The organism is Streptomyces sp. CAI-85 (assembly GCF_013363615.1).
In the GTDB taxonomy this organism is placed as follows: domain Bacteria; phylum Actinomycetota; class Actinomycetes; order Streptomycetales; family Streptomycetaceae; genus Streptomyces; species Streptomyces antibioticus_B.
Genome location: NZ_JAANNX010000099.1, coordinates 1 through 12,121 on the forward strand (window position 1 = coordinate 1; position 12,121 = coordinate 12,121).

Annotated in this window: 12 protein-coding genes, 1 pseudogene and 1 riboswitch; of the genes and pseudogenes, 12 read left to right on the forward strand and 1 reads right to left on the reverse strand. The window is 69.3% G+C overall.

The features are described from left to right. Positions 1 to 164: 164 nt before the first annotated feature. The 11 genes from G6W55_RS35570 to G6W55_RS35620 all read left to right on the forward strand — a co-directional run bounded on the left by G6W55_RS35570 (position 165) and on the right by G6W55_RS35620 (position 10,833). Entirely contained in the window at positions 165 to 773 is a 609-nt protein-coding gene (locus G6W55_RS35570) for a CDP-alcohol phosphatidyltransferase family protein (RefSeq protein WP_078632812.1), read from the forward strand. 113 nt (positions 774 to 886) lie between these two features. Next, on the forward strand, positions 887 to 3,382 hold the full coding sequence (locus tag G6W55_RS35575; protein WP_085209527.1) for a mannose-1-phosphate guanyltransferase: 2,496 nt from the start codon (positions 887 to 889) through the stop codon (positions 3,380 to 3,382). A 108-nt stretch (positions 3,383 to 3,490) separates the two neighbouring features. Next, complete coding sequence (locus G6W55_RS35580) at positions 3,491 to 4,387, forward strand: DUF881 domain-containing protein (RefSeq protein ID WP_244369057.1); 897 nt, start codon at positions 3,491 to 3,493, stop codon at positions 4,385 to 4,387. Further along, entirely contained in the window at positions 4,384 to 4,716 is a 333-nt protein-coding gene (locus G6W55_RS35585) for a small basic family protein (protein ID WP_030798533.1), read from the forward strand. The genes G6W55_RS35580 and G6W55_RS35585 overlap by 4 nt, the downstream gene beginning before the upstream one ends. Positions 4,717 to 4,721: 5 nt before the next feature. After that, a complete protein-coding gene (locus tag G6W55_RS35590; RefSeq protein WP_175524771.1) occupies positions 4,722 to 5,567 on the forward strand; it encodes a DUF881 domain-containing protein in 846 nt (281 codons plus the stop codon). An 82-nt stretch (positions 5,568 to 5,649) separates the two neighbouring features. Beyond that, positions 5,650 to 6,534, forward strand: coding sequence for an FHA domain-containing protein (locus tag G6W55_RS35595; RefSeq protein WP_175524775.1), 885 nt, complete (start codon positions 5,650 to 5,652; stop codon positions 6,532 to 6,534). Between the two features lie 43 nt (positions 6,535 to 6,577). Continuing rightward, positions 6,578 to 7,315: a MerR family transcriptional regulator gene (locus G6W55_RS35600; protein ID WP_175524772.1), complete on the forward strand. Its 738-nt coding sequence runs from the start codon at positions 6,578 to 6,580 to the stop codon at positions 7,313 to 7,315. A gap of 85 nt (positions 7,316 to 7,400) precedes the next feature. After that, positions 7,401 to 7,874, forward strand: coding sequence for a bifunctional nuclease family protein (locus tag G6W55_RS35605; RefSeq protein WP_004934251.1), 474 nt, complete (start codon positions 7,401 to 7,403; stop codon positions 7,872 to 7,874). 261 nt (positions 7,875 to 8,135) lie between these two features. Next, positions 8,136 to 8,783, forward strand: coding sequence for a MerR family transcriptional regulator (locus tag G6W55_RS35610; RefSeq protein ID WP_175524773.1), 648 nt, complete (start codon positions 8,136 to 8,138; stop codon positions 8,781 to 8,783). Between the two features lie 68 nt (positions 8,784 to 8,851). Then, the gene (locus G6W55_RS35615) at positions 8,852 to 10,276 is read left to right on the forward strand and encodes a DNA polymerase IV (protein WP_175524774.1); all 1,425 of its coding nucleotides are present in this window, start codon (positions 8,852 to 8,854) and stop codon (positions 10,274 to 10,276) included. Between the two features lie 65 nt (positions 10,277 to 10,341). Further along, a complete protein-coding gene (locus G6W55_RS35620; RefSeq protein ID WP_309243879.1) occupies positions 10,342 to 10,833 on the forward strand; it encodes a nucleotidyltransferase domain-containing protein in 492 nt (163 codons plus the stop codon). Between the two features lie 107 nt (positions 10,834 to 10,940). Here the strand turns inward: G6W55_RS35620 and G6W55_RS35625 are convergent, their stop codons facing one another. Continuing rightward, on the reverse strand, positions 10,941 to 11,312 hold the full coding sequence (locus G6W55_RS35625; RefSeq protein ID WP_030798314.1) for a PRC-barrel domain-containing protein: 372 nt from the start codon (positions 11,310 to 11,312) through the stop codon (positions 10,941 to 10,943). 129 nt (positions 11,313 to 11,441) lie between these two features. Then, a riboswitch (glycine riboswitch) is annotated at positions 11,442 to 11,537 on the forward strand. Positions 11,538 to 11,715: 178 nt separating this feature from the next. On the opposite strand from G6W55_RS35625, the pseudogene G6W55_RS35630 reads away from it, so the two are divergent. After that, positions 11,716 to 12,121, forward strand: a pseudogene (locus tag G6W55_RS35630) (glycine dehydrogenase (aminomethyl-transferring)); the annotation flags it as partial.

Sequence of the window (12,121 nt, forward strand, 5' to 3'; positions counted from 1 at the left end):
CAGCGCCGATGGTACTGCAGGGGGGACCCTGTGGGAGAGTAGGACACCGCCGAACTCCTTTTAGAGCTCTGGCTCTTGGGCACACAAGCCCAAGAGCCAGAGCTTTTTTGCGTTGAGGTAGGGTCAGGGGGCATCGTTGGCTCATTTTCTACGGAGGCCCCCGGGTGGAGGTCCAGGAGACCCGCGTTCAGACGGATCGGGTTCTCACCATCCCGAACATCCTCAGCATGGCGCGTCTCGCCGGCGTGCCGCTCTTCCTGTGGTTGATCCTCAGGCCCGAGTTCGGTGGCCCGCAGAGCGACGGCTGGGCGCTGCTGGTGCTCGCCCTGAGCGGCATCAGCGACTATCTCGACGGCAAGCTGGCGCGACGCTGGAACCAGATCAGCAGCCTCGGCCGGCTCCTGGACCCGGCCGCCGACCGGCTTTACATTCTCTCGACTCTGGTGGGTCTCACCTGGCGCGAGATTCTGCCGCTCTGGTTGACGGCTGCACTTCTCGCGCGGGAACTCGTCCTGCTGGTGATGGTGGGCATCCTCAGGCGGCACGGCTATCCGCCGCCCCAGGTGAACTTCCTGGGCAAGGCGGCGACGTTCAACCTGATGTACGCGTTCCCGTTGCTGCTGCTCAGTGACGGAAGCGGATGGCTGGCGTCACTCGCTGCCATTTTCGGATGGGCGTTCGCAGGGTGGGGTACAACCCTGTATTGGTGGGCAGGAGTTCTCTACGTGGTACAGGTCCGCCGTCTCCTTCGCGCGGACGCCATGGCCGACTGAGCTCGCCCCTTGCGCGGCAGTAGTGGCTCGATGGCCCGCTGCGGGAAAGTGCGGGACAATCAAGACGGGTGAAGTCGGCTAGACCGTCGTCTCTTTAGGAGGACGCTTCCGACATGAAGGCCGTCGTGATGGCCGGAGGCGAAGGCACACGCCTTCGCCCCATGACCTCAAGCATGCCCAAGCCGCTCCTGCCGGTGGTGAACCGGCCGATCATGGAGCACGTGCTGAGGCTGCTCAAAAGGCATGGGCTCAACGAGACCGTCGTAACTGTCCAGTTCCTGGCGTCCCTGGTCAAGAACTACTTCGGTGATGGTGAAGAGCTCGGAATGGAGCTCAGCTATGCGAATGAGGAGAAGCCGCTCGGCACTGCCGGAAGCGTGAAGAACGCCGAGGAGGCGCTGAAGGACGACGCCTTCCTCGTCATCTCCGGTGACGCGCTGACCGACTTCGACCTCACCGAGCTGATCAACTTCCACAAGGAAAAAGGCGCGATGGTCACCGTCTGCTTGACGCGTGTGCCCAATCCGCTGGAATTCGGCATCACCATCGTCGACGAAGAGGGCAAGGTCGAGCGTTTCCTGGAGAAGCCGACCTGGGGTCAGGTCTTCTCGGACACCGTGAACACGGGCATCTATGTGATGGAACCCGAGGTCTTCAACTATGTGGAGGCCGATGTTCCCGTCGACTGGTCCGGTGATGTGTTCCCCCAGCTCATGAAGGAGGGGAAGCCGATCTACGGCTTCGTCGCCGAGGGCTACTGGGAGGACGTCGGTACGCACGAGAGCTATGTGAAGGCCCAGGCCGACGTGCTCGAGCGCAAGGTCGACGTGGAGATCGACGGCTTCGAGATCTCGCCCGGCGTGTGGGTGGCCGAGGGCGCCGAAGTGCACCCCGACGCCGTACTGCGCGGTCCGCTGTACATCGGCGACTACGCCAAGGTGGAGGCCGGCACGGAAATCCGTGAGCACACCGTCGTCGGCTCCAATGTGGTCGTGAAGAGCGGGGCGTTCCTCCACAAGTCCGTGGTGCACGACAACGTGTATGTCGGGCAGCACAGCAATCTGCGGGGCTGTGTCGTCGGAAAGAACACCGACATCATGCGGGCGGCGCGGATCGAGGACGGCGCGGTCATCGGCGACGAATGCCTGATCGGCGAAGAGTCGATCGTGCAGGGCAATGTGCGGGTGTATCCGTTCAAGACGATCGAGGCCGGCGCGTTCGTCAACACCTCGGTGATCTGGGAGTCCCGGAGCCAGGCGCATCTCTTCGGCGCCCGCGGGGTGTCCGGGATCCTGAACGTCGAGATCACGCCGGAGCTGGCCGTGCGGCTGGCCGGCGCCTACGCGACCACGCTCAAGAAGGGGTCCACGGTCACCACGGCCCGCGACCACTCCAGAGGCGCCCGGGCGCTGAAGCGGGCGGTCATCTCCGCCTTGCAGGCCAGCGCCATCGACGTACGGGATCTGGAGAACGTACCGCTGCCCGTGGCGCGGCAGCAGACCGCGCGCGGGAGCGCCGGCGGCATCATGATCCGGACGTCTCCCGGGGTGCCGGACTCCGTGGACATCATGTTCTTCGACGGGCAGGGCGCCGATCTGTCGCAGGGCAGTCAGCGCAAGCTGGACCGGGTCTTCGCGCGGCAGGAGTACCGGCGGGCGTTCCCGGGAGAGATCGGGGACCTGCATTTCCCGGCCAGTGTCTTCGACTCGTACACCGGGTCGTTGTTGCGGAACGTCGACACGACCGGGATCGCCGAGTCCGGGCTGAAGGTCGTGGTCGACGCCTCGAACGGCAGCGCGGGTCTGGTGCTGCCGAGCCTGCTCGGGAAGCTCGGGGTGGACTCGCTGACCGTCAATCCCGGCCTTGACGAGTCCAGGCCGACGGAGACGACCGAGCAGCGGCGGTCCGGGCTTGTGCGGCTCGGGGAGATCGTGGCCTCGTCGCGGGCGGCGTTCGGGGTGCGGTTCGACCCGGTGGGTGAGCGGCTGTCCCTGGTGGACGAGAAGGGCCGGATCATCGAGGACGACCGTGCGCTGCTGGTGCTGCTCGACCTGGTGGCGGCGGAGCGCCGCAGCGGCCGGGTGGCGCTGCCGGTGACGACGACCCGGATCGCCGAGCAGGTGGCGGCGTACCACGGGACGCAGGTCGAGTGGACGACGACCTCGCCGGACGATCTGACGCGGGTCGGGCGGGACGAGTCGACGATCTTCGGCGGTGACGGCAAGGGCGGGTTCATCGTCCCGGAGTTCAGCAGTGTCTTCGACGGCACGGCGGCGTTCGTGCGGCTGATCGGGCTGGTGGCGCGGACGCAGCTCACGCTGAGCCAGATCGACGCGCGGATCCCGCGGGCGCACGTCCTCAAGCGGGATCTGGCGACCCCGTGGGCCGTCAAGGGTCTGGTGATGCGGCGGGTCGTCGAGGCGGCCGGAGACCGCTTCGTGGACACCACCGACGGCGTGCGGGTGGTGGAGACGGACGGCCGCTGGGTGATGGTGCTGCCCGACCCGGCCGAGGCCGTCACCCATCTGTGGGCGGAGGGGCCGGACGACGCCTCGGCGCAGGCCCTGCTCGACGAGTGGTCGTCGGTCGTGGACAGCGCCGGACGCTGATTCGCGCCGTACACGCGTGTGCCGGACCGGGCCTGGTCACGGGGGTCCGTCCGGCACACGGGTGGGGCCGTTCGGAGGTATCGGGCGCGGCGTGCGACGATGTGCGGCATGCCGCAGCAGCCCCCCGTTCGGAGCACACCCGCGCGTGTGCCGCGCCCGGACGCGTCCATGTCGCTGCTCACCAACGTCATGGATCACAGCCTCGACGAGGGTTATGCCGAGGCGGCCGCCCGGAAGCAGGCGGACGGTACTGGTGGCCTGCCCCGCACGGCGCGCGCGAAGCTCGTCCTGGCGGCCGGACTGGTGCTCGCGGCGCTGGTCGTGACCGTGGGAGCCGCGCAGACGCGCTATGCGGCCCCGGTGGTGGCCAAGGAGCGCGAGGAGCTGATCGACCGCATCGACCGCCAGACCGAGGCGGCCGAGGAGCTGGAGAGCACCGTCGACAAGCTGCGCGACGACGTGAACGCGCGGCAGCGGGAGGCGCTCGAGCAGAGCGGCGACAGCGGTCGAAGCGACCTGGTGGCCGTCCTGTCGGGCGCCGTCGCCGTGCACGGGCCGGGGCTGAAGCTGGTCGTGGACGATGCCGCGGAGGCCACCACGGGCGGGGGGACCGATCCGCGTGAGACCTCCGGCTTCTCCGACACGGGGCGGGTCAAGGACCGGGACATGCAGCGGGTGGTCAACGGCCTGTGGGAGTCCGGTGCCGAGGCCGTCTCGATCAACGGGCAGCGGCTGACGGCGCTCTCGGCGATCAGGGCCGCGGGTGACGCGATACTGGTGGACAACAAGCCGTTGGTGCCGCCGTACACGGTGCTCGCGGTGGGGGACGGGAAGCGGCTCAGCAGCCGGTTCCAGGACAGTGCCGACGGGGTGTACCTGTCCGTTCTTCAGGACAACTACGGCATCCGGACCGCGATCTCCGTGCAGGAGGACGTGCGGTTGCCGGCCGCGCCGAGTGTGACCGTTCGTACAGCACAGCCGAGAACTGAGAAGGACGCATCGTGATCGCCGTATTGGGCCTCGTCGTGGGGGTCGTGGCGGGCCTGCTGGTCCAGCCCGAGATTCCGGCGGCGGTAGTGCCGTATCTGCCGATCGCCGTGGTGGCGGCCCTGGACGCCGTGTTCGGCGGGCTGCGGGCCATGCTGGACGGGATCTTCGACGACAAGGTCTTCGTGGTGTCGTTCCTGTCCAACGTGGTGGTGGCCGCGCTGATCGTCTTCCTGGGCGACGAGTTGGGCGTGGGGTCGCAACTGTCCACGGGTGTGGTCGTCGTGCTCGGCATCCGGATCTTCTCCAACGCGGCGGCCATCCGCCGCCATGTGTTCCGGGCGTGAGGCCGATGAGCGACCAGGACGCGACGCCCGAGAACAGGCTGCGCAAGGAGCTGCCCGCCGAGGTGCCGGCGGAGATCGCGGCGATCCCGGCGCAGCCGGGCGGTTCCGAGGAGGTGGCCGCGCCCGAGCTGACCGGACGGCAGCGGCTGGTGAAGGGGCTGTGGCCGCCGCGGGTCAGCCGGGCCCAACTCATCGTGGCGCTGCTGCTGTTCGGCCTCGGCTTCGGGCTGGCCGTGCAGGTGGCCTCCAACAGCGACAGCGGGAACGCCCTGCGCGGGGCGCGTCAGGAAGATCTTGTGCGCATCCTCGATGAACTCGACGACCGAAGTCAGCGTCTTGAGGACGAGAAGGCCGGGCTCGAGAAGCAGCGGGACGAGCTGGAGAACAGCTCCGACCAGGCGGAGGAGGCCCGCAGGCAGACGGTCGAGAAGGAGCGGCAACTCGGCATTCTGGCGGGCACGGTGGCCGCCGAGGGGCCCGGTATCACCATGACCATCGAGGACACGAAGGGGACGGTCGAGTCGGACATGCTGCTCGACGCGATCCAGGAGCTGCGCGCGGCCGGTGCGGAGGCGATCCAGGTGAACGGCGTGCGCGTCGTCGCCGGGACGTACCTCTCGGATTCGGGCGAAGGTGTCAGCGTCGACGGGAACAAGATCAACGGGCCCTTTCGTTTCAAGGTCATCGGCAAGCCGCAGGACCTGGAGCCGGCGCTGAACATCCCTGGAGGAGTGGTGCAGACTCTGGAGAAGGAGCAGGCCACCGTGACCGTCGAGCGATCGAGCAAGATCGTCGTGGATGCCTTGCGAGCGGCGAAGCAGCCTGACTACGCTCGGTCGTCCTCGCAGTGAACCGGGGGTGCATGGGGGCCGTCGGGCAGGGGCAAGAGGTTGCGGGGGGTCGACGCACCGATCGGGTGGTGCGTGGTGGAAACTGTCTGGTGGATACGGACGTTGTGAAGGTGTCCGGGTCGACCGGTGTATTCAGTCAGGGTTCGTCCTGCCCCACGGGCGGGTCTGTTTCGGTCAAGGGGAATCGCCCGTGAAGTTGTTTGCGAAGTTGTTCGGCAAGAGCGCGCGAGAAGGCAGCGACAACGCGACCGCTCGCCATCGCGCCCAGCCCGACGCGGAAGGCCAGCGGCCGTTGTTCCGGGACCAGGTGGGTGGTCAGGGCGGCGACATTTCCGGTGGTCAGGGCGCGGCGTCTGTTGACCCTGCCCAGTCCGGCGGCATAGGTTTCGGCCAACCGTCAACCTCAAGCGCGGGTGGAGGGTTTTCTCCTATGTCGGCCCTGGTGTGTTCGAGGTGCGGTAACCGCAACCCGGAGAACAGCCGCTTCTGTTCCAACTGCGGTGCCCCGCTGCGCCCCGGGCTGACGCCCGAGCGTCCGTCGGAGACGACCTCGACCATCTCGATCTCCGGTCTCGAGGCGTACGACGCGGAGGCCACCGGCCAGACGCAGTTGCCGGCGCTCTCCCCGGAGGCGCAGGCCGCGGTCGACGCGCTGCCGCTGGGTTCCGCGCTGCTCGTGGTGCGCCGCGGTCCGAACTCGGGCAGCCGCTTCCTGCTGGACGGCGATCTGACCACGGCCGGACGTCATCCGCAGAGCGACATCTTCCTGGACGACGTGACGGTCTCGCGTCGTCATGTGGAGTTCCGCCGCAACCCGGACGGCACGTTCAAGGTCGCGGACGTCGGCAGTCTGAACGGCACGTACGTCAACCGTGAGCGGATCGACGAGGTCCCTCTGTCGAACGGCGACGAGGTGCAGATCGGCAAGTACCGGCTGGTCTTCTACGCGAGCCAGCGGGGTTACTGACCCTCCCCCGGACTCATGTCCGGGGGGAACCGAGGGAAGGTCCATGCTTCGAACACCGAGGGGCGGTGCCGGGTTCGGCACCGCCGCCGCGGACGGTGGGCTGATGAGCATCGGCACCGTGCTGAACGCGCTCCGCGACGAGTTTCCCGAAGTCACCGTCTCCAAGATCCGCTTCCTGGAGTCGGAGGGGCTGGTCGAGCCGCAGCGGACCCCGTCGGGATACCGCAAGTTCAGCGCGGACGACGTCGAGCGCCTCGGACACGTCCTGAGGATGCAGCGGGACCACTATCTGCCGCTCAAGGTGATCCGGGAGCATCTGGACGCCATGGAGCGCGGCGAGGCCGCGGCGCTGCCCACTGTCGGCCGGCAGCGGGACGGAGAGGCGGTCCCGGAGACGGCCGAGGCGCCCACCGTGGCCCGGATCGGGCGGCCCGAGCTGCTGGCGGCCGCCGGGATCGACGAGTCGGAACTGCTGGAGTGGGAGTCCTACGGCCTTCTGGTCCCGCTGGAGGACGGGGCGTACGACGCCGAGGCGGCCACGGTGGCCGCTCTGGTGGCCGAACTGGGGCGGTTCGGGATCGAGCCCCGGCATCTGCGGGTGATGAAGGCCGCGGCGGACCGTGAGGCCGGGCTGGTGGACCAGGTGGTGGCCCCGCTCAAGCGGCACCGCAACCCGCAGACCAGGGCCCACGCGGAGGCCCGTACGAAGGAGCTGGCGGGGCTCACGGTGCGGCTGCACGCGGCACTGGTGCAGACCGCGCTCCAGGTGAGGCTGCCCTGACCCCGGCGGTTTCGCCCTGGGCGGATCGGTCACCCGTTCCCGGCCCGACTACCCAAACGTCCCGGGCACGGCCTAGGGTTGCTGTGTGAACGAGCTCGATGTCGTAGGTGTCCGGGTCGAAATGCCCTCCAACCAACCGATCGTGCTGCTGCGTGAAGTGGGAGGAGACCGTTACCTCCCCATCTGGATCGGACCGGGGGAGGCGACGGCCATCGCCTTCGCCCAGCAGGGCATGGCTCCCGCGCGACCGCTGACCCACGACCTGTTCAAGGACGTGCTGGAGGCCGTCGGCCAGGAGCTCACCGAGGTGCGTATCACGGACCTGCGGGAGGGCGTGTTCTACGCCGAGCTGGTCTTCGCCAGCGGGGTCGAGGTCAGCGCGCGCCCGTCCGACGCCATAGCGCTGGCGCTGCGCACCGGGACGCCGATCTACGGCAGCGACACGGTGCTGGACGACGCGGGCATCGCGATCCCGGACGAGCAGGAGGACGAGGTGGAGAAGTTCCGCGAGTTCCTCGACCAGATCTCGCCCGAGGACTTCGGCACCAGCAACCAGTAGCCGTACGGGTCAGGGCGGGTGGCCGGCACCGCGCGGCCGCCTCGTTCCCGGCGGGAGGCGCCCGGTTCCGGGCAAATGCCAACGGCGAGTGAGAGCGTCCTGCGGCTACTCCTCAGCGCATTCGGCTAGCCTTTCCCCGCGGTGGGGTACGGGAAACCACTCCTAGGGTGATTATCACTCGGCGTGCCGAGTGTGGCGATCGTTGACGCACCCCTGGTGACTGCCTACCGTCGAGAAGGCAGTTCAAGGACGGAGGTCGGCGTGAGAAGCAGCGGCGACGGTACGGCTGGGGGTGCCCCCGGACTCGGTGTCGGGGGAAGCGGTCCGTACCCGCTTCACGGCAGCGCGGCGGCCGATCACACACCGCGGCGACCGGCGGCCGTGCCGAGCGGCGGAGGGGCGGCGTCCATGGCGTCCGAGGAGATCGGCTACCGCGGTCCGACGGCCTGTGCGGCCGCCGGGATCACCTACCGGCAACTCGACTACTGGGCCCGTACCGGCCTGGTCGAACCGAGTGTGCGACCCGCCCACGGGTCCGGCACACAGCGGCTCTACAGCTTCCGGGACGTCGTCGTCCTGAAGATCGTCAAGCGGTTCCTGGACACCGGGGTGTCCCTCCAGAACATCCGCACCGCCGTCCAGCACCTGCGGGAGCGCGGCTTCCGCGATCTGGAGCGCATGACGCTCATGAGCGACGGCGCCACGGTCTACGAATGCACCTCGCCGGACGAGGTCCACGCGCTGCTCCAGGGCGGCCAGGGCATCTTCGGCATCGCCGTGGGCGTGGTCTGGCGGGACGTCGAGAGCGCCCTGTCGCAACTGCACGGCGAGCGCGTGGACACCGGTGAGACGCTCGTCGGGCACAACCCGGCGGACGAGCTGGCCCGCCGCCGCAACCGGGCGGTCTGAGCCCCTCCTCGGCGGGTGCGTGACGTCCGACGGCGTCATTGTCAGTGGCGTGGTGCAGCATCGGAGATGTGAGAACCGCGCCCACGATCCTGCATCTCGACATGGATGCCTTCTACGCCCAGGCGGAGCAGGCGTCCAAGCCGAGTCTGCGCGGGAAAGCCGTGGTCGTGGGCGGTCTCGGCCCGCGCGGTGTGGTCGCCACCGCCTCCTACGAGGCGCGGGTGTTCGGCGTCCACTCGGCGATGCCGATGGGCCAGGCCCGCCGCCTGGCCCCCAACGCCGCCTATCTCGTGCCCCGCTTCTCCTTCTACCGCTCGATCAGCGAGCAGGTGATGGGGCTGCTGAGGGCCCTGTCGCCGCTGGTGGAGCCCCTGAGCCTGGACGAGGCGTTCGTGGATCTGGAGGCCGGGGAGGCGGCCTGGGACAACGAGTCCGCGCGGCTGGCCGGGATCCGGCTGCGGGCCGACATCCGGCGCGTCACCGGCCTGACCGGGTCGGTGGGGCTCGCGGCCTCCAAGATGCTCGCGAAGATCGCCTCCGAGGAGGCCAAGCCCGACGGCCTGGTCCTCATCGAACCGGGGACCGAGCGGGCCCTGCTCGGGCCCATGTCGGTGCGCACCCTGCCGGGGGTGGGGCCGGCCACCGGCGATCATCTGAGACGGGCCGGGATCACCACGGTCGACGAACTCGCCGAGGCCGGTGAGGACGAGCTGGTGCGGCTGGTCGGCAAGGCGCACGGACACGGGCTGTACGCCATGGCGCTGGCCCGTGACGACCGGCCCGTGGTGGCCGAGCGGGAGACCAAGTCGGTCTCGGTCGAGGACACCTACGACGTGGACATCCACGACCGCACCCGGGTGGAGCTGGAGGTGCGGCGGCTGGCGGAGCGGTGCGTGAGCCGGCTGCGCGGGGCCGGTCTGTCGGGTCGGACCATCGTGCTGAAGGTGCGGCGCTACGACTTCTCCACGCTCACCCGGTCCGAGACGCTGCGCGGGCCCACGGACGATCCCGCGGTGGTGCGGGAGGCGGCGGCACGGCTGCTGGACTCGGTGGACACGACCGGTGGGGTGCGGCTGCTGGGGGTGGGGGTCAGCGGACTGGCGGACTTCACCCAGGAGGACCTGTTCGCACAGGCCGCGGAGGAAGGGCGAGGCGAGGAACAGGGGGAGGAAGGCGGGGCGGAGACGCTGCCGGCCGCCGCGCCCTTGGTGGAGGAGGCGGTGCCGGCCGCCCAGCGGTGGCGTCCGGGGCACGATGTGCGGCACGCCGCGTTCGGGCCCGGGTGGGTCCAGGGGAGCGGGCTGGGGCGGGTCACCGTGCGGTTCGAGACACCGGATTCGGAGCCGGGGCGGGTGCGGACGTTCCGGGTCGACGACCCGGAGTTGGAGTCCTCGGATCCGCTGCCGTTGGTGCGAAGACCCGGTGGCGGCGCTGCGATCGCGGCGGCGGGGCCGGGGGTCGAGAATCCGGGTGTGAGCGCCGGGAACTCCTGAGAGACACCGCCCGTTACGCAGAGTGACGGGGATGGTGTCGGCTGGGGAGTGACGGGGGAGTCGCTGTGCTGGAGGAGAGCGGGAGCGGTATGGACGGGCTGGAGCTGGAGGGTGTGCGGCCGACGGCCGGGCAGATGGTTCGGGCGCGGGAGGCCGAGAGGCTGGCGGTGATCGACCGCGTCACCCGTTGGGGTGCGAACCGGAGCGATGTCGTCGGGGTCCTGCTGGTCGGGTCCTGTGCGCGGGGGATGGCACGGCCGGAGTCCGATGTGGACCTCGTCGTGCTGACGACGGACCCGTCCGGGTACGGCGAGGGCGGGGCGTGGCTGCGTGAGCTGAGCCTGGGAGAGGTCGTGCGGGTCCGGGAGTGGGGGCCCGTCACCGAGTGGCGGCATGTGACGGCGAGTGGCCTGGAGGTGGAGGTGGGCATCACGTCGACGAACTGGGCGCGTACGGATCCGGTGGACGCGGGGACGCGTGCGGTGGTCGTGGACGGGGCCCGGCCCTTGTACGACCCGGCTGGGTTGCTGGGGGCGCTGATAGGGGTGTGCGGCTGAGGTGCGTCGGTGAGTGCGAGTGAGGGTGCGGGTGCGTGGGGGCCGTTCGCGCAGTTCCCCGCGCCCCTAAGTCTCGGCTGCGGCCGGCCCTTGCCCGAAGCCTTGCCTCAGGTCTCGTCCGTCCCCGCCAGGCGGCCGAAGTCGTGGTCCGGGAGAGGGGGAGGGGCGGCCACGTCCAGGCCGTAGTGGTGGTAGAGCTGGAGTTCCTGGTCGGGGGAGAGGTGGCGGCCCACACCGAAGTCGGGGGCGTCCTTGATCAGGGAGCGTTCGAAGGGGACGTGGAGGGTGCCTTCGATCAGCTCGCTGGGCTCCAGCGGGACGAAGGCGTCCCGGGAGAACAGGCCGGTACGTATGGCGGCCCACTCGGGCACGCCGGTCGCGTCGTCGAGGTAGACCTCGTCGACGGTGCCGATCTTGGTGCCGTTGCGGTCGAACGCCTTGCGGCCGATCAGGTTGCGCGGATCGATGTCGGTCTGCACGGGCCCTCCACATGGTCGCAAACTCATCCGTAGGCACTACATCCGTAAGCACTACAAAAGAGCACATCGGGGCTCGCGGCCACTCGAAGGAGGTGGCGTTGACCTCGCTGGTAGTCTGGCAACGGCTGCTGACCCCGTGCGGGAGAGTCCTCCGGACATCACCGGAGGCGCCGAAGGAGCAAATCCTCCCCGGAATCTCTCAGGCCCAGGTACCGCACGGACGAGGTCACTCTGGAAAGCAGGGCGGGTGTCGACGGCTTCCGCTCTCACCGACGGTGAAAGCCGGGTGCCCCTTCGTGGGCGGCCGGTGAAACTCTCAGGTTGAGATGACAGAGGGGGAGGCCGTTCGGGTACCCGCGCCGTGGTGCCCCTCGAAGGTCGTGTCGACCAGGAGGCCCCCGTAATGACCGCCTACCGCATTCCGCTCTCCGAGCTCGAGCGGGGTATCCCCTTCGAGCAGCGCCACATCGGCCCCGACCAGGAGGCGCGGGCCAAGATGCTCGCGCACGTCGGGTACGGCTCGCTCGACGAGCTGACCGCCGCCGCGGTCCCGGATGTGATCAAGAACGCCGACGCGCTGGATCTGCCGGACGCGCGCACCGAGGCCGAGGTGCTGGCCGAGCTGCGGTCGCTGGCCGACCGCAACCAGGTGCTCGACTCCATGATCGGGCTCGGGTACTACGGCACCTTCACGCCGCCGGTGATCCTGCGGAACGTGATGGAGAACCCGGCCTGGTACACGGCCTACACCCCGTACCAGCCGGAGATCTCGCAGGGCCGGCTGGAGGCGCTGCTGAACTTCCAGACCA